General features: G+C 45.1%; 10 protein-coding genes. 7 read left to right on the forward strand and 3 right to left on the reverse strand.

What is annotated here, in order from left to right; translation table 11 throughout:
- The first annotated feature begins 17 nt into the window (after positions 1–17).
- The 3 genes from carB (at position 18) to ABM313_RS05285 (ending at position 9,968) form a co-directional block, all read left to right on the forward strand.
- The gene (gene carB, locus ABM313_RS05275; protein WP_434686632.1) at positions 18–3,269 is read left to right on the forward strand and encodes a carbamoyl-phosphate synthase large subunit; all 3,252 of its coding nucleotides are present in this window, start codon (positions 18–20) and stop codon (positions 3,267–3,269) included.
- Positions 3,270–3,682: 413 nt separating this feature from the next.
- Positions 3,683–7,288, forward strand: a complete 3,606-nt coding sequence (locus ABM313_RS05280; RefSeq protein ID WP_434686633.1) for a tetratricopeptide repeat protein — start codon at positions 3,683–3,685, stop codon at positions 7,286–7,288.
- Positions 7,289–7,439: 151 nt separating this feature from the next.
- Complete coding sequence (locus ABM313_RS05285) at positions 7,440–9,968, forward strand: CHAT domain-containing protein (protein WP_434686634.1); 2,529 nt, start codon at positions 7,440–7,442, stop codon at positions 9,966–9,968.
- 154 nt (positions 9,969–10,122) lie between these two features.
- On the opposite strand, the gene ABM313_RS05290 is transcribed toward ABM313_RS05285, so the two are convergent.
- Together ABM313_RS05290 and ABM313_RS05295 are read right to left on the reverse strand one after the other, a co-directional pair.
- Positions 10,123–11,073, reverse strand: coding sequence for a methyltransferase domain-containing protein (locus ABM313_RS05290; protein WP_434686635.1), 951 nt, complete (start codon positions 11,071–11,073; stop codon positions 10,123–10,125).
- A gap of 99 nt (positions 11,074–11,172) precedes the next feature.
- Positions 11,173–12,915: a carbamoyltransferase family protein gene (locus ABM313_RS05295; RefSeq protein WP_434686636.1), complete on the reverse strand. Its 1,743-nt coding sequence runs from the start codon at positions 12,913–12,915 to the stop codon at positions 11,173–11,175.
- 268 nt (positions 12,916–13,183) lie between these two features.
- Between ABM313_RS05295 and ABM313_RS05300 the strand changes: the two genes are divergently transcribed.
- The 4 genes from ABM313_RS05300 to ABM313_RS05315 all read left to right on the forward strand — a co-directional run bounded on the left by ABM313_RS05300 (position 13,184) and on the right by ABM313_RS05315 (position 18,242).
- The gene (locus tag ABM313_RS05300) at positions 13,184–13,567 is read left to right on the forward strand and encodes a DUF3110 domain-containing protein (RefSeq protein WP_434686637.1); all 384 of its coding nucleotides are present in this window, start codon (positions 13,184–13,186) and stop codon (positions 13,565–13,567) included.
- 58 nt (positions 13,568–13,625) lie between these two features.
- Positions 13,626–14,102 carry an acyl-CoA thioesterase gene (locus tag ABM313_RS05305; RefSeq protein WP_434686638.1) on the forward strand — a complete coding sequence of 159 codons (477 nt, stop codon included), beginning with the start codon at positions 13,626–13,628 and terminating at the stop codon, positions 14,100–14,102.
- A 59-nt stretch (positions 14,103–14,161) separates the two neighbouring features.
- On the forward strand, positions 14,162–15,373 hold the full coding sequence (argJ, locus tag ABM313_RS05310; RefSeq protein WP_434686640.1) for a bifunctional ornithine acetyltransferase/N-acetylglutamate synthase: 1,212 nt from the start codon (positions 14,162–14,164) through the stop codon (positions 15,371–15,373).
- Between the two features lie 73 nt (positions 15,374–15,446).
- Entirely contained in the window at positions 15,447–18,242 is a 2,796-nt protein-coding gene (locus tag ABM313_RS05315) for a DEAD/DEAH box helicase family protein (protein WP_434686642.1), read from the forward strand.
- Positions 18,243–18,420: 178 nt separating this feature from the next.
- Here the strand turns inward: ABM313_RS05315 and ABM313_RS05320 are convergent, their stop codons facing one another.
- The gene (locus ABM313_RS05320) at positions 18,421–18,663 is read right to left on the reverse strand and encodes a hypothetical protein (RefSeq protein ID WP_434686644.1); all 243 of its coding nucleotides are present in this window, start codon (positions 18,661–18,663) and stop codon (positions 18,421–18,423) included.
- Between the last annotated feature and the right edge of the window lie 6 nt (positions 18,664–18,669).

Raw genomic sequence — 18,669 nt, forward strand, 5'->3', positions numbered from 1 at the left:
AAGAAATACAAGATTTTATGCCCCGCCGTAATGACATCCAAAAGATTTTGCTGATTGGCGCTGGCCCAATTGTGATCGGGCAAGCCTGCGAATTCGACTATTCGGGAACCCAAGCCTGTAAAGTTTTACGGGACGAAGGCTATTACGTGATCCTAGTTAACTCCAATCCCGCTACGATCATGACCGATCCTGCTACAGCCGATCGCACTTACATTGAGCCAATTACGCCCGAAGTAGTCGCGCAGATTATCGAAAAAGAGCGTCCTGATGCCATCTTGCCGACGATGGGTGGACAAACAGCCCTAAATACGGCGGTTTCCCTCGCTAAAATGGGGGTTTTAGAAAAATATGGCGTGGAGCTAATTGGTGCAAAACTAGAAGCGATCGAAATGGCAGAGGATCGCAAGCTATTTAAGGAAGCAATGGAGCGGATCGGTGTTGCCATGTGTCCATCTGGCTTGGGGACAACTATGGAAGAATCCCGTGCGATCGCCAATGAAATTGGTTCCTATCCTTTAATTATCCGTCCTGCCTTCACAATGGGTGGTACTGGCGGCGGCATTGCCTACAACCAAGAAGAATTTGAAGAAATCTGTGCCTCTGGACTTGAAGCTAGTCCTGTATCGCAAATATTGATCGAGCGATCGCTAATTGGTTGGAAGGAGTACGAGCTAGAGGTGATGCGCGATCTCGCCGATAACGTGGTGATCATTTGTAGTATCGAAAATATTGATCCCATGGGCATCCATACAGGTGATTCGATTACGGTTGCACCTGCTCAAACCCTGACTGATAAGGAATATCAGCGTTTGCGTGACTACGCGATCAAAATCATTCGCGAAATCGGCGTAGAAACTGGCGGCTCGAATATTCAGTTCTCGATCAATCCTGAAAATGGCGATGTCGTCGTGATCGAGATGAATCCTCGCGTGTCGCGTAGTTCGGCGCTTGCATCAAAAGCTACAGGTTTCCCGATCGCTAAATTTGCGGCAAAACTTGCTGTGGGCTATACCCTTGATGAAATTTCTAATGACATCACTAAGAAAACGCCTGCGAGCTTTGAACCAACGATCGATTATGTGGTTACCAAGATTCCTCGCTTTGCCTTTGAGAAATTCCCAGGGTCAGAGGCAGTGCTAACTACACAGATGAAGTCTGTCGGTGAAGCGATGGCGATTGGGCGCACTTTCCAAGAGTCGTTTCAGAAAGCATTGCGATCACTGGAAGTTGGTCGTTTTGGGTTCGGTGGCGATCGCGAAGAAACCTTGCCTGACCTCGATAAGATCAAGTACAGTTTGCGGGTTCCTAACCCTGATCGCATTTTCTCGATCCGCGATGGATTTTTGTCAGGGCTATCTGTTCAAGCCATTTTTGAACTAACCAATATCGATCCTTGGTTCCTGCAAAAAATGCGCGAGATCACCGATGTCGAGCTTTCGATCAAGGGTCGGAAGCTAGATAGCATCAAAAAAGACGAGATGCTGGAAACCAAGCGCATAGGTTTTAGCGATCGCCAGATTGCCTATCTCACTGGCACAAACGAAGATGCTGTTCGTACTTATCGCAAATCCCTCGGCGTGATTCCCTCCTACAAGACTGTTGATACTTGTGCGGCTGAGTTTGAAGCGCTCACTCCCTATCACTACTCTACTTACGAAGAAGAATCAGAAATCCTCCCTTCCACAAAGCGCAAGGTCATGATTCTTGGTGGTGGTCCAAACCGCATTGGACAAGGGATTGAATTTGACTATTGTTGTTGTCATGCTAGCTATGCATTACGTGCCGCAGGGTTTGAGACAATCATGGTTAACTCCAATCCTGAAACCGTTTCCACGGATTACGACACTAGCGATCGCTTGTATTTTGAGCCATTAACCCGTGAAGATGTCTTAAACATCATTGAAGCGGAACAGCCTGAAGGTGTGATCATTCAGTTCGGTGGACAAACTCCACTTAAGCTTTCAGTTCCGCTACTGCGTTATCTAGAAGAGAATAACTCTAATACTAAAATTTGGGGTACTTCGCCAGATTCTATTGATATTGCTGAAGATCGTGAACGCTTTGAAGCTATCTGTCAACAACTAGGAATCCTGCAACCTAATAATGGTTTGGCGCGTTCTGAAGAAGAGGCGGTGGTAATCGCCCAACGTGTTGGCTATCCCGTCGTAGTCCGTCCTAGCTATGTTCTTGGCGGTCGTGGTATGGAAGTGGTTTACTCTGATGCTGAACTCGAAGACTATATGCGTCGGGCGATTATCATCGAGCCTGAACACCCCGTACTGATTGATCATTTCCTTGAAGGGGCGATCGAAGTGGATGTGGATGCGATCGCTGATCAACTTGGCAATGTCACCATCGGCGGCATTATGGAGCATATCGAAGAAGCAGGGATTCACTCTGGTGACTCCGCTTGTTCAATTCCTACTTTCTCTTTGCCTCCTGAAGTTCTCACCACCATTCGCACATGGACGATCAGTCTCGCCAAGTCTCTGAATGTAATTGGCTTGATGAATATCCAATATGCTGTCCAGTTGAATAATAGCAATCTCAAAGAGAGCAAGGTCTTCATCCTTGAAGCCAATCCTCGCGCCTCGCGTACTGTTCCCTATGTCAGCAAAGCAATTAACGTGCCCCTCGTTAATTATGCCTCGCGCATCATGTCAGGATCTACCCTTGCAGAACTTGGCTTAACGGAAGAGGTGATCCCCAAACATATTTCGATTAAGGAAGCTGTGCTTCCCTTTGCGAAGTTTGCAGGAACCGATACGATTTTAGGTCCTGAAATGCGATCAACTGGTGAAGTCATGGGGATCGATACTGAGTTTGGACGTGCCTTTGCCAAAGCTCAAATCGCCGCAGGAACTCATTTGCCTCTTGAGGGAACTGTATTCCTATCGGTTAACGATCGCGATAAAAGCGGCATCCCCTCGGTTGCGGAAGCCTTTGTTGAATTGGGCTTTAAAATTGTGGCTACGGAAGGAACTTATAAAATCCTGCGTCGTAACAATATTGAGTCCAAGCAAGTTCTCAAAGTCCATGAGGGTCGTCCCCACATTGGTGACTCGATGAAGAATGGTCAAATTCAATTGATTGTCAATTCTCCTAGTGGTGAAGAGGCGAAAACCGATGGCAAGATGATTCGACGCACGGCGCTTGCTTATAAGATTCCTGTAATTACCACCCTTGCTGGTGCAAAAGCAGCGATCGCGGCGATTCGTTCTCTCCAAACTGGAGCGATTTCTGTAACTGCGCTTCAGGATTACGCTTAAAGTCCTAACTAAAGAATACCCTCCGCATTGCGGCTACTCTGTACCCACAAGTCCTAAAACCCAGCTACATCAAGAATCAATCGCCCCATAGCCCCAAATTCTGGGAGAATAAGATAGTAACATTATTTCAAAGTCCCCCAGAATTGGGGGATTTAGGGGGCTTAGATAGATTGAAACGAAGATAGGGAGACTTGAATATACAGGCTAGCGATTTGCGGGGGGTATTTTTTGTTGCGCTTAGAGAATATTCACTCAGATCTTGTACCTGTTTGAGAGGGTTGAAGGACAATAGATAGGATGTTGCTAAGATCTCAGTTATCTTTTTTGTAACGAATACCATATTTCTTAGAATATCGTTTTATGCTGGCTGGTAGGCGACTATGGGCTTTGATGTAAATGTGAGGATGTCGGCGATGAATAAGGTTGTTGGTATTGCGATGTTGACTTTTTTTGCTTGTTGGCAAGTGCAGATAGTGATGAGTGAAAGCGTCCAAGCGCAAACAACTAAAGATCGCGAAGCAGAAGCAGATCGGTTATTGGATTTAGGAATTGACGCAAGACGCACCAGTCAATACCAAAATGCAATAGATTCCGATCTTAAGGCTCTTGCCATTTGCCGTGAACTCAAAGACCGTGAATGTGAAGGTCGTGCTTATAACGGATTAGGACTTGGATACTACTATTTAGGACAGTATGACAAAGCGATCGAGTTCCAACTGCAAAGATTAGCGATCGCGCGGGAAATCAAAGACCGTCTCGGTGAGGGACAGTCGCTGGGAGGTCTGGGAAACGCTTACTATTCCCTCGGCAAATATGACAAAGCGATCGAGTTCTATCTGCAATGGTTAGCGATCGCGCGGGAAATCAAAGACCGTCTCGGTGAGGGACAGTCGCTGGGAGGTCTGGGAAACGCTTACTATTCCCTCGGCAAATATGACAAAGCGATCGAGTTCCATCTGCAAGGATTAGCGATCGCGCGGGAAATCAAAGACCGTCTCGGTGAGGGACAGTCGCTGGGAGGTCTGGGAATCGATTACTATTCCCTCGGCAAATATGACAAAGCGATCGAGTTCCAACTGCAAAGCTTAGAGATCGCGCGGGAAATTAAAGACCGTCTCGGTGAGGGAAAGGCTCTGGGAAATCTGGGAGGCGTTTACTATTCCCTCGGCAAATATGACAAAGCGATCGAGTTCCATCTGCAAGGATTAGCGATCGCGCGGGAAATCAAAGACCGTCTCGGTGAGGGACAGTCGCTGGGAGGTCTGGGAAACGCTTACTATTCCCTCGGCAAATATGACAAAGCGATCGAGTTCCAACTGCAAAGCTTAGAGATCGCGCGGGAAATTAAAGACCGTCTCGGTGAGGGAAAGGCTCTGGGAAATCTGGGAGGCGTTTACTATTCCCTCGGCAAATATGACAAAGCGATCGAGTTCCAACTGCAAAGCTTAGCGATCGCGCGGGAAATCAAAGACCGTCTCGGTGAGGGACAGTCGCTGGGAGGTCTGGGAAACGCTTACGATTCCCTCGGCAAATATGACAAAGCGATCGAGTTCTATCTGCAATGGTTAGCGATCGCGCGGGAAATCAAAGACCGTAGCGGTGAGGGACAGTCGCTGCAAGGTCTGGGAAACGCTTACTATTCCCTCGGCAAATATGACAAAGCGATCGAGTTCCATCTGCAAGGATTAGTGATCGCGCGGGAAATCAAAGACCGTCTCGGTGAGGGACAGTCGCTGGGAGGTCTGGGAATCGATTACTATTCCCTCGGCAAATATGACAAAGCGATCGAGTTCCAACTGCAAAGCTTAGAGATCGCGCGGGAAATTAAAGACCGTCTCGGTGAGGGAAAGGCTCTGGGAAATCTGGGAGGCGTTTACTATTCCCTCGGCAAATATGACAAAGCGATCGAGTTCCATCTGCAAGGATTAGCGATCGCGCGGGAAATCAAAGACCGTCTCGGTGAGGGACAGTCGCTGGGAGGTCTGGGAAACGCTTACTATTCCCTCGGCAAATATGACAAAGCGATCGAGTTCTATCTGCAATGGTTAGCGATCGCGCGGGAAATCAAAGACCGTAGCGGTGAGGGACAGTCGCTGCAAGGTCTGGGAAACGCTTACTATTCCCTCGGCAAATATGACAAAGCGATCGAGTTCCAACTGCAAAGATTAGCGATCGCGCGGGAAATTAAAGACCGTCTCGGTGAGGGACAGTCGCTGGGAAATCTGGGAATCGATTACTATTCCCTCGGCAAATATGACAAAGCGATCGAGTTCCAACTGCAAAGCTTAGAGATCGCGCGGGAAATTAAAGACCGTCTCGGTGAGGGAAAGGCTCTGGGAAATCTGGGAATCGCTTACTATTCCCTCGGCAAATATGACAAAGCGATCGAGTTCCATCTGCAAGGATTAGCGATCGCACGGGAAATCAAAGACCGTCTCGGTGAGGGAAAGGCGCTGAATAATTTAGCCGTTACTTATGAGAGACTGAATCAAGATCGCGAAGCGATGATTTCTTATCAGCAAGCATTGAGCATTGCTAGAGAGATCGGCAATCGCGGAAGTGAAGGTTTAACTCTCGCAAATTTAGGAGATGTATTATCCAAAGCAAAACGCCCCGAACTAGCGATTCTCTTTTACAAACAATCGATCAACGTCCACGAAGCGATCCGTAAAGATATCCGTAAACTCGATAAAGACATCCAAAAATCCTATTTAGAAACTGTCTCTAGCAGCTATAAAAGTCTTGCCGACCTCCTAATTCAGCAAGGACGTATTATCGAAGCATTACAAGTCCTCGACCTCCTCAAAGTCCAAGAACTTGAAGACTACCTCAAAAACATCAAAGGCAGTGACAGATCGGCTCAAGGTGTCCGACTTTTAGAACCAGAGAAAGCTATTAGCGATAAGCTGTTAGCGGTTAGCTTTGAGAATAGTCCTGAAATTAACAGCCAACTAGCAAACAAAATCCAACAACTTCCCAAAACAGAAATCAACAAAGTACCCGACTATCTCCAAAAAATCCCTCAAGGAACAGCTTTACTTTATCCCTTGATTTTAAGCGATCGCCTCGAAATTATCCTCTTCTCCCCCAACACCACCCCCATCAGCCGCACCGTCAAAATCTCTCAAAAAGAACTAGAAACCCTAGTCATTGATTTTAAAGCTGCACTCCTTGACCCTAGCAACGAAGATGCCAAAGAGACTGCGACAACACTCTACAAATTGCTGATTAAACCCATAGAAGCTGAACTTGTCCAAGCCAAAGCCACAACGATCCTCTATGCACCCGATGGACAACTACGCTACATTCCCATCGCCGCACTCTATGACGGCAAACAATGGCTAGCAGAGAAATATCAAATTAGTAACCTGATCGCCTACAGCCTCTTTGATTTTGCATCAAATCCCAAAACTCAACCCAACATCCTCGCAGGAGCATTTGGTGGTAAAGCTGGCGATAAAAAGTTTGGACAAGATGGTTTACCTGCCACACTTACAGAAGTCCAAATGATCGCCAACTCATTCAATAACTCAGTCACCCTCATCGAAGATCAATTTAGTCGGCAAGCGATCGAAACCAAATTCAAAAATCATAATCTTCTTCATCTCGCCACCCATGCCGAATTTAACAAAGGTACTCCCGATCAGTCCTTCATTATCTTCGGCAATGGCGACAAAATATTTCTCAATGAGATTGCGGATTGGCAGATTCCGAATATCGATTTGATCGTCCTTAGTGCCTGTCAGACAGGCTTAGGCGACCTCGGTGATGGGGTAGAAATTTTAGGATTTGGCTATCAAGTCCAAAAAGCAGGAGCAAAAAATGCGATCGCCTCACTCTGGAAAGTTAATGACATCGGTACACAGGCTCTGATGGCAGCATTTTATAGGGAGTTACAAAAAGGTGATGTCACGGTTACTGAAGCATTACAACGAGCGCAAGTTTCTCTAATTAAATCATCGGAATTTAATCATCCAAATTATTGGTCAGCATTTTTTGCGATCGGTAATGGATTGTAGTCATTTGTTAAGTATCTCAGCATAGTTATAAAATAAACCCAAATTGCTGTTCCGCCAGCGTAGCTGGCGGAACAGCAATTTGGGTTTAAAGTTTAGATGGACTATTGTGAGGCGCAATCAAATTTTGTGATTTAGGAGAGCAGTTTTTGCCATGAATAAAAGTTTGGGCGCGATCGCATTGGTCACTCTTTTGTCTTGCTTGTCCGTACCAACATTAGGTAGCGATCGCCTATGGGCGCAAGAAGCATCTGACCGCAGAGCAGAAGCAGGTAGATTGCTAAACCAAGGATTGCAGCAGTACCGCAACAACCAGACTCAAGCGGCTCTTCAGTCATGGCAGAAGACATTGCAAATTTATCGAGAAATCAAAGACCGTGCAGGCGAAGGAAAAGTACTGAACAATTTCGGCATTGCATACTACATGCTGGGACAGTACGACAAATCAGTTAACTTTTTTCAACAGCGTTTAGCGATCGCCCGTGAACTCAATGATCGCAAAGGTGAAGCCAATGCCCTCGACAGTCTTGGACTTAACTACATCCTCCTAGGACAGTACGAAAAAGCGATCGCCTTCTACCAACAAGCAGTGGCGATCTTCCAAGAACTTAACGATCGCCAGAATGAAGGAAATGCCGTCGGAAATCTTGGCATCGCTTACCGTGAACTAGGTAAATATCAGCAAGCAATCAATTTCCATCAACAACAGTTAGCCATTACTCGCGAAATCAAAGACCGTGCAGGGGAGGGCAGAGCGCTCGGTGGGCTTGGTATTGTTTATCGGGAATTAGGTCAGTACCAAAAAGCAATTACCTTTTACGAACAGGACTTGGCGATCGCTCGTGAATTTAAAGACCTTAATAGTCAAGGCAGGGCTTTCAACAACCTTGGTATCGCCTATGGTGATTTACAGAAATACAAAGAAGCCGTTACCTTTTATCAACAGGCTCTAGAAATATTCCGCGATATCGAAAATCGCAAGGAGGAAGGAAGTACTCTCGGTAATCTTGGCATCGCGTATCGCGAACTAGGTCAGTACCAAAAAGCCCTCACCTTCCACCAGCAACAACTAGCGATCGCCTATGCCATCAAAGATCGCGTCACTGAGGGCAGAGCCGTTGGTGGGCTTGGCATTATTTACAACAAACTCAGACAGTACGACAAAGCGCTCCCCTTTTATCTGCGAGACTTAGCGATCGCGCTCGAACTTGGCGATCGGCGTGGAGAAGGAAGAGTATTCAATAACTTGGGAGTAATCTTTGCCGATCTTGACCAAACAACTTTGTCCATCCTTGCTTACAAACAATCAGTAAATATCCAAGAATCGATCCGCAAAGATCTGCGCGGACTAAGCAAAGAAGAACAGAAATCTTTTTTGGATACAGTAGCCCGCACCTATCGTCATCTTGCTAGTCTACTGCTAATGCAAGGAAGAATAATAGAAGCCTTACAAGTCCTCGATCTCCTGAAAGTGCAAGAACTCGAAGACTATCTCAAAAATGTGAAAGGGAACGATAGAACAGCCCAAGGAGTAAAACTCTTAGAACCAGAGCAAGTGATTGGTCGTCAGTTGTCACTTTTAAAGCTAGAGAATAGCGCAGAAATCAATCGTCAACTTGCTAATCAGATCCGCCAAATCCCGATATCAGAGCTAAACAAAATTCCCGACTATCTACAACAAATTCCTCAAGGCACAGTCCTACTTTATCCATTGATTTTAAGCGATCGCCTTGAGCTAATCCTTTTCTCTCCCAACTCCCCACCCCTCAACCACACTGTCAAAATATCCCAACAAAAGTTAGAAGAATTAATTAATAATTACAGAACAGGACTGATTGATACAAGTTCTGAAGATTATAAAGCGTCAGCTATTACCCTTTACAATCTACTGATCAAACCTATCGAAGCAGAACTCATCCAAACTAAAGCCCAGAAGATTCTCTACGCACCTGATGGACAAATGCGATACGTTCCCCTTGCCGCCCTCTATGATGGCAAAAAATGGCTGATTGAAAAATATCAAATCAGCTACCTCATCGCCTATAGCCTATCTGACTTTTCTCAAAAGCCTAAAGCTCAGCCCAATATCCTCGCAGGAGCATTTGGTGGGAAAGCAGGGGAGAAAAGATTTGGACAATTGGGATTACCTGCTACGCTCATAGAAGTCCAAGCGATCGCCAATTCATTTCAAAATTCCGTTACCTTGACCGAAGATCAGTTTAGTCGCCAAGCCCTCGAATCTAGGTTCAAAGACCATAATATTCTCCATCTCGCATCCCATGCCGAATTCAATACTGGCGTACCAGACAACTCCTTCATTATCTTTGGTAATGGCGATAAAATCCGCTTAAATGAAATCAGCGATTGGCAAATCCCCAATATAGATTTAGTTATACTCAGCGCTTGCCAAACTGGGATTGGCAAACTCGGTGATGGAGTCGAAGTTTTAGGATTTGGTTATCAAGTCCAAAAAGCAGGAGCAAAAAATGCGATCGCCTCACTCTGGAAAGTTGATGATGCAGGCACACAGGCTCTCATGGAAGCGTTTTACCAAGAACTCAAGAAAGGTAATATCACCCCCACCGAAGCATTACAACGCGCCCAAATATCCCTGATTAAATCTCCAAATTACAATCATCCAAATTATTGGTCAGCATTTTTTGCGATCGGCAATGGGCTGTAAGGGCAATTCGCAAATTGCCCTTACAACATGATTTAACGTCAGTTCGATGAAAGCGGAAAATGGTAAAAATCGCTAAGCGATTTTTACCATTTTCCGCCATTTACGGCGTGCTTCGCACGCCGTAAATGGCTATATCGAACTCACGTTGATTTATTTAAGCTGCTTTCGCAATTACAGTGCGATGACGTGGCGAATTCGCAGTGATACTAGGAGTTTCAAACCCTGCGGCAACTAGTTCAGAAGCTAGATCAAAGGAGAAGTATTGATCGAGATAGGGTTCTGTACTTTTGAGTAGAGTCAAAATATAGGGAGGCATCTTGACATAAATATCTGAATAGGGATTCATATCCATGAGAGTGAAGTAACCATTAGGACGCAAAACACGGCGAATTTCACGGAGAATTTGGCGAGTTGCATCTTGAGGTAACTCATGAAATAGCAGAAAACAGGATACAAAATCAAATGAACTATCAGGTAAGCCCGTATGTTCAGCAGTGGCATGAATCCATTGCACTTGTCCATTTTCGGCTAATTCAGGATGTTTGGTGCGCGTATTGTAATTAGCGATCGCTAAAAAATGTGGCGATAAATCCAAACCCGTAATTTTAGCTTGAGGATAAGCGTTATGGAGCGCGAAAGTACTCATGCCCACGCTGCAACCAATATCGAGAATATCCTGAGGCGGATTGGTAATATTTGCTTTCACAATATCAAAATAGCTCTGACGCAACCTCGCATCACCTTCAATTGGAGGCGTTTCATCCTTCCAAATCCGAGAATGAACAGCATAGGCAGCAACTTCCACTTCTGTCGCAGGCAACCAACCAAGATTCCCTTCTTCATAGGCATGGAAAGGCTTGAGGTAATATTCGGGATATTTTAAATTAGGATTTTGAACTTGAGCTAATTCTGCATCAAGATCTTGTTTTTGCAAATCAGCAGCAATTTGGAGCCAGTTTACACCCATCGACTCAGCACGTTCGATCATCATTTTGCGAGCGCGTTGTTTAGCGATGTTAAATAAAGGCGCGATCGCTAAAATGCTATTTACTAAGCGGGAGGCTAGTCCAATTTTTGGAGTAGTGGCTGAAGTGGTAGAAGTCATTTTAAACTTTTTAATTATAATCACAGCCATTATATAACTGTCGCCATTCTTGTAGGAAATATAGTGTGAAGCAGCGCGAATTGCTGCCTCACACTATTGCTAAGGACGTTCGACATAGTACGAGCCAAGTACGATCGCATCCATACTAGTACGCAAAAAACAGGCGATCGCTTCATTAGGAGTCCTGACCACTGGCTCATTTTCGTTTAAGGATGTATTTAAGAGCATGGGTACGCCTGTGCGTTGAGCAAAGGTATTAATCAAGTCCCAGTAAAGTGGATTGGTTCTATAGCTAACGCTTTGTAATCGCCCCGTCCCATCGACATGGGTCACCGCAGGGATTTGCGATCGCTTTTCGGGTTTAATCTTAAAAACCTTTTCCATGAATGGTGTCGGATCATCAATCTCAAAATATTCACCAACTTTTTCCTCAAGAATACTGGGGGCAAAAGGTCGAAATTTTTCGCGAAACTTAATTTTGAGATTAATAATATCGCGCATATCGGAACGGCGAGGGTCAGCCACCAAAGAGCGATTACCTAAGGCTCTTGCCCCAAATTCCATTCTTCCCTGAAACCAACCAATGACCTTACCATCACACATGGCATCAACAACTTTTTCTAGCATCACTTGGCGATCGCTTGGTTGATCTAATGGTAAATAATGCGATCGCAAATTATGTTTAGCGATCGCCTCCAAACATTCAGCATCACTAAATTCGGAACCCCAATAGCCATGTTCAAGCACAAAATTACGAGGATGCTTCAGAACTTGATTCCACACATAAAAAGCTGCACCAAAGCAAGTCCCGTTATCAGCAGCACCAACTGGGATATATACCTGCTTAAAGGGAGTCTTTTGCGTGATTTTCCCGTTAGCGACCGAGTTCATCGCCACACCACCAGCCAGACAAAGATGATCGCTTTTAGTGCGTTCCCATAAACGATTGAGGATATGAAAAATGATTTCTTCAGTAATAACCTGCAATGAGGTAGCAATATTTTGGTGCTTTTCGGTGAGTTCATCTTGAGGCTGGCGAGGTTTACCGAGCAATTTTTCTAATTTTTGGCTATGAAATGGTAAAACTGTGGGTATTCCTCCAGTCCAATTCATCGATATCCCATTTTTATGATGATTGAAGTAGTCAAGATTTAGTTCTAGTCCATCTCCTTGAGGGGAGATAAGTTGGCGCAACTCTTCTAAATACTCAGGCTCTCCATAGGGAGCTAGTCCCATAACTTTATACTCATCTCCATAGTTAGGAAATCCCAGATAAAGAGTAATTGCGTTATAGAGATATCCTAGAGAATGGGGGAAATAAGTTCGCTCAAAATATTGTAATTGATTCCCTTTCCCTACTCCAGAAAGAGTACTCACAAAATCCCCCATGCCATCAATAGATAGAATTGCAGCCTCTTCAAAGGGTGAAACAAAGAATGTACTCGCAAAGTGTGTGGAGTGATGCTCTAGAGTATGAATTGCAGCCTTAATCTTTTCTGGTAATACATTGCAGGCGATCGCTAAATTATCCCGAATCCCTAGGCTTTTGCTTTGCTTACCAAAGCGATCAATTAATGAACTAAGAGAAGGACGTTGCTGTAATGTAACTAGTAACTTGCGGTTGAGATTTGCTTTAGGGTTATAAGAAAGGGCAACGTGATCTAACTGCGTGACATCAACACCACCAACCTGTAGACAATAACGAATTGACTCGGATGGGAATCCTGCCCAATGTTTAATTCTTTGGAATCGCTCTTCTTCAATAGCGGCAACCATTTGACCGTCTTGGATGAGACTCGCAGAACTATCCCCATGATATGCATTGATGCCCAGAATATTCATTAATATTTCATTGGTGCGACAGTAATTGCCGCAATCATAAAGCAATTGCGTAATACCAAAACAGAAAATGGCATAGCCATTTTCTGTTTCAAAAAACCTTAGAGCATGTTTGAAAATTTTTTACCCCATCTAACTCCCCCTTTAAGCCATTTGCGGCGTGCGAAGCACGCCGCAAATGGCGAATTACTGATTTTTTAGGGTCAATATCCTAACTGTAATGTTGATTGCTATACAATATTAGAGCTTTTCTAATGGTCGAGTTTTTTCTATGCAAGTTTGGGTATTGCTGTTTAACGCCAACACCGATAACGAAGGTATCTACACTCTAGAAATTGAGGGCAATAATATTATTGTCGCCTTTGAGCAAGAGGATGATGCAATTCGTTATGCAGGTTTATTGGAAGCACAGGACTTCTTGTCGCCAACAGTAGAAAGCATTGACAGCAAAGATTTAGAAGAGTTTTGTGAAGAAGCAGGCTATGACTTAAACATCGTACCAACCGATGCTTTGTTGGTTCCACCTGAAAAAAATGTTGACAAAACCGATTGGTCGGCTGATCGCGATCAAAATCTACCCGAACTAGAGGACGAAATTGAGGTAGAAGATCCCGTAATTGCCATGATGCGTCGTCGTTTGGAGAATTTACTTTAGCGATATTAAATTTGTCGTCAATAGATTCAATATCCAGAAATTTTTGCAGGTATAAATTATGACGGCTGAACTTACTTCTAATCCTTTAAAAAACGCAATTACCAAATTTGAACCTACCTCTGAAAACGAAGGCTGGTTTAACTATCCTGTACGTGTTTATCCTCACCATACAGACTATGCAGGTGTAGTATGGCACGGCACTTACCTAACTTGGATGGAAGAGGCGCGGGTAGAATGCTTGCGAACTGTGGGCATGAGCTTTGAAGAATTAGTCTCAGCAGGTGTGGACTTGCCAGTTGCCGAGATGAATTTACGCTATCACCGTTCAGCACGGATGGGAGATGATGTCCTTGTCATGACTAGGCTTGTACCAGATAAAGTCCGTCTGAACTGGGAATATCAAATTCGTACTGAAACAGATCTATGTGTAACAGCAGTGGTGACCCTCGTACCTGTAGATTTTGAAAAACGTAAGTTGTTGCGATCGCTACCAAGTTCATTGGAAGGGGCGATCGCCAAATTAACGGGAATTTAAGTTTTGCATCTCGCTTCGCAAGATGCAAATGCATAGTAACTGAGGAAATCAATCAAATCATGGCAAATTGGCAAGTAATAGCAGGCGGTGTGACCGCAGCAAAGGGCTATAAAGCCGCAGGGATTACGGCAGGGCTAAAACCATCGGGCGCACCCGACTTGACTTTAATTGCATCAGATGTACCTGCGATCGCCGCAGGCGTATTTACCAAGTCTTGTGTCAGAGCTGCTTGTGTAGACTTCAATCGTGAAGTATTGGCAAAGGGTGGTCATGTCAGCGCCATCCTCTGTAATGCGGGACAAGCCAATGCTAGTACAGGTGCAGAAGGTTGGCAAAATGCGGTGGAATGTGCCGAACTAGTGCAGAAAGCTTTAAATACTGGTGACGGGGTTTTAGTTGCTTCCACTGGTGTGATCGGCAAGCAATTGCTAATGGACAAAATGCGCGCAGGTATTGCCAAAATTGCCCCACTGATTTCGCCCGATGGTGGTGAAGATGCCTCGCGATCGATCATGACCACGGACACTGTGCCGAAAAGTATAGCCCTAGAAACCGTAATTGATGGCAAGCCCGTGAGAATTGGTGGCATCTGTAAAGGTTCGGGAATGATCCATCCCAACATGGCGACGATGCTGGGTTTTGTGACTTGTGATGCTGGCGTGGAGACAAAGCTATGGCAAAAGATGTTATCTAGCTCCATTGATGCCAGCTTTAACCAAGTTACCGTGGATGGCGACACCAGCACCAATGACATGGTATTGGCGCTAAGCAATGGTCAGTCGGGCGTAATTATCGATAATGAAAATTCTGAAGCAGCGCAACAGGTACAGGCGATGTTGCAAGAAGTCTGTATGAGCTTGGCTAAGGCGATCGCCCGTGATGGTGAAGGGGCAACCTGCATGATCGAGGTGAATGTCACTGGTGCATCTAGTACCGTCGCCGCTCGGCAAATTGCCAAAACCATCGTCGGTTCATCCCTTGTCAAATCTGCCGTCTTTGGTAACGATCCTAACTGGGGTAGAATTGCTGCCGCCGCAGGGCGATCGGGAGTGGATTTTGATCAAGATGTGTTAAATATTCAACTGGGCGATTTTGTGATGATGAAGGACGGCACGCCACAGGAATACGATCGCAACGCTGCTAGCGACTATCTCAAAAATGACACTGTAATCATCAATGTTGGTGTCGGTGATGGTGATGGTGATGGCACAGCTTGGGGCTGTGACCTCAGCTACGATTACGTCAAGATTAACGCTGAATACACAACATAAATTCTAAAAGGTGGCGTTTCACGCCACCTTTTTTGTTTAGCTATAATTTAGGTATTATTTGCCTAAAAATGTGATGGTAAACCAAAATCCAGAACAAATCGCGAGAGATCAAATCGATGGGATGTTGATTGCGGCGGGATGGGTGGTGCAATCAAAAAATAAGATTAATCTGGCAGCTAGTAGAGGTGTGGCGGTTCGGGAATATCAGACCGATGCGGGGATTGCGGACTATGTTTTGTTTGTCGATAAGAAACCTGTAGGCATTATCGAAGCCAAGCGCGAAGAGGAGGGGGAGAAACTGAGCGCCCATGAGGAGCAGTCGAAATATTACGCCGTAAGTAAGCTGAAATATCTCAAAAATGATCCTTTACCCTTTGTGTACGAAAGCACAGGCGCATTAACTAGATTTACGGACTATCGCGATCCGAAGCCGAGAGCTAGAGCCGTATTCCATTTCCATCGTCCTGAAACCTTAGCAGAATGGATGTCGGAATCGGAAACTTTACGGGCTAGGCTGAATAAAATTCCTGAGTTAAAAGCCGATGGTTTGCGACCTGCCCAGATTAAGGCGATCGCTAATTTGGAGGCATCATTTAGAGCCAATCGTCCCAAAGCGCTGATTCAAATGGCGACAGGGGCAGGAAAGACTTTTACGGCTTGTACCTTTGTGTATCGATTGTTGAAGTTTGCTAAGGCAAAGCGAGTTTTATTCTTAGTGGATACCAAGAATTTGGGAGAACAGGCGGAACAGGAGTTTCTCAAATACCAGCCGACGGATGACAATCGCAAATTTACGGAGCTTTATAATGTACAACGGCTGAGTTCTAGCTATATTGCTTCCGATAGTCAGGTGTGTATTTCCACGATTCAGCGACTCTATTCGATTTTGCAAGGGAAAGAATTAGATGAGTCGGCGGAGCAGGAAAACCCCAATGAGTCGGCTTGGAGTTGGCAGAAAAAAGAACCTTTGCCCGTGAGCTATTCCTTTAAAAATGCGATCGAGCAGTTCGATTTCATCATCATTGATGAGTGCCATCGCTCGATTTATAACATTTGGAAGCAGGTTTTGGAATATTATGATGCGTTTTTGATTGGGCTGACGGCTACGCCCGACAAGCGCACCTTTGGCTTTTTTAATCAGAATGTGGTCAGTGAGTATACCTATGAGGAGTCGATCGCGGATGGGGTGAATGTGCCGTACAACGTCTATACGATTGAGACGGAAATCACGAAGAATGGTGCGAAACTGAAAGCGAAGGAATATATCGACAAGCGCGAAAAGCTGTCTCGGAAAAAGCGCTGGGAACAGTTAGATGAGGATGTTGAATATAAGGCGAATAAGTTAGATCGTGATGTGGTGAATCCTAATCAAATTCGCGAAATTATTCGCGAGTTCAAACGGGCGCTGAAGGAGGAGATTTTTCGCGATCGCGTCATGCCTAATGGTGAGTATGAAGTACCGAAAACATTGATTTTTGCAAAGACGGATAGCCATGCTGAGGACATTATTGCGATCGTGCGGGAGGAGTTTGGCGAGGGGAATGAGTTTTGTAAAAAGGTAACTTATCAGAGTAAGGAAGATCCCAAATCGGTGCTAAATCGCTTCCGCAATGATTTCCATCCACGCATCGCTGTAACCGTGGACATGATCGCTACGGGAACCGATGTGAAGCCCTTGGAAGTGTTGCTATTTATGCGTGATGTCAAGAGTATCAATTACTTCGAGCAGATGAAGGGGCGCGGCACAAGAACGATCGCCTTTGATGATTTGCAAAGGGTGACTAGCACGGCGAAATTTACGAAAACCCATTTTGTGATTGTCGATGCGGTCGGCGCGATGAAGTCTAAGAAAACCGATAGTCGTCCGCTAGAGCGCAAGCCCAGTGTTCCGCTTAAGGATTTATTGGGAGCCGTGACGATGGGAGCGCAGGATGAGGATTTATTCTTGACCTTGGCTAATCGGTTGATGCGATTAGATAAACAACTGACGGAACCTGAGCAGGTGAAATTTACGGAGCTTACGGGCGGTAAGAGTATTCATACTGTGGTCAAGGATCTTTTGACTGCTTACGATCCTGATGCGATCGCTGAAAGATCGGAGGCTTTGGTGAACAAGATGGCTTTAGGCGATCGCACTCCTGCCTTAGAAGAATCGGCGCTTAGACAAGCTCAATCAGAGTTAGCGGATCTTGCCTCAGCAAATTTTAATGGTGAGTTAAATACTTACCTTGAGAATGTGCGGAAGGTGCATGAGCAGATTATCGATACGATCAATCAGGACAAGATTTTAAAATCAGAGTTTGATGCTTTTTCGGTCGATAAGGCAAGCGCGATGATTCAAGACTTTACGGATTACATTGCCGCAAATCGCGATGAAATCGTGGCTTTGAGTCTCTTTTACGATCAGCCCTATCGCCGACGGGAGCTAACCTATCGGATGGTGCAGGATTTGTTAGAGAAGTTAAAAGCTGATCGTCCGATGTTAGCGCCGACCTATGTTTGGGATGCGTACAAGCAATTAGAAAATGTGCGGGTTGATAGTCCCAAAAATGAGTTGGTGGCTCTAGTTGCGCTGATTCGACGGGTGACGGGAATTGATAGTGCGCTGACTCCCTATGACAAGACGATTGATCGCAATTTCCAGAATTGGGTATTTGGTAAGCAGGCGGGCGCGTTGAAGTTTACGGAGGAGCAGATGCGCTGGTTACGGATGATGAATGAACATATCATGTCAAGTTTTCATATTGATGTGGATGATTTGGAATATACGCCTTTTGATGCGGAGGGTGGTGTCGGTAAGATGTATCAGCTTTTTGGCGATCGCATGGGTGAGATTATCGAGGAGTTAAATGAGGCGCTGGCGGCTTAGTTACTTCCTGTAAAATCACAATTAGCAATTTAGGATTACGATCGCGTTTATTGGCTAGACAAGATAATCGTGAGGCTTAGTTGTGTTAAGGCAGGCGATCGATGATTTGTTATTGATTGTTGATGTTACTGAACAAACAGAATGGAAATCCCAAATTTTATACCTTCCGTAGTTTGTTTTAAAAGTTGTAGGGGTTGAGCATTTGCGCGAATATCTCTAAACACCTCACAACAATCTTGATTTGCAAATGCTCAACCCTTTGCGCTGTAAACCGATCGCCTATTGCTGCGGGGTTGGGTTTGGGGTGAATGTTGTATAGAGATTGTGGCGATAATGCAGAGATTGAGATCCCCGACTTTTTCTTTGCGATCGCAGGTTTCTTTTGCTTGTCACCCAAAAAGTCGGGGATCTGTGCGTTCACAGGTTT

It is taken from the genome of Pseudanabaena minima str. Chao 2107 (genome assembly GCF_051131155.1).
GTDB lineage: Bacteria > Cyanobacteriota > Cyanobacteriia > Pseudanabaenales > Pseudanabaenaceae > Pseudanabaena > Pseudanabaena minima.

Excerpts from the sequence above, each read along its gene's own strand:
- ABM313_RS05295 (WP_434686636.1), bottom strand. The coding sequence starts at position 12,915 with ATGAATATTCTGGGCATCAATGCATATCATGGGGATAGTTCTGCGAGT.
- ABM313_RS05300 (WP_434686637.1), top strand. The coding sequence starts at position 13,184 with ATGCAAGTTTGGGTATTGCTGTTTAACGCCAACACCGATAACGAAGGT.
- ABM313_RS05290 (WP_434686635.1), bottom strand. The coding sequence starts at position 11,073 with ATGACTTCTACCACTTCAGCCACTACTCCAAAAATTGGACTAGCCTCC.
- carB (WP_434686632.1), top strand. The coding sequence starts at position 18 with ATGCCCCGCCGTAATGACATCCAAAAGATTTTGCTGATTGGCGCTGGC.
- ABM313_RS05315 (WP_434686642.1), top strand. The coding sequence starts at position 15,447 with ATGGTAAACCAAAATCCAGAACAAATCGCGAGAGATCAAATCGATGGG.
- ABM313_RS05280 (WP_434686633.1), top strand. The coding sequence starts at position 3,683 with ATGAATAAGGTTGTTGGTATTGCGATGTTGACTTTTTTTGCTTGTTGG.
- ABM313_RS05285 (WP_434686634.1), top strand. The coding sequence starts at position 7,440 with ATGAATAAAAGTTTGGGCGCGATCGCATTGGTCACTCTTTTGTCTTGC.
- argJ (WP_434686640.1), top strand. The coding sequence starts at position 14,162 with ATGGCAAATTGGCAAGTAATAGCAGGCGGTGTGACCGCAGCAAAGGGC.
- ABM313_RS05305 (WP_434686638.1), top strand. The coding sequence starts at position 13,626 with ATGACGGCTGAACTTACTTCTAATCCTTTAAAAAACGCAATTACCAAA.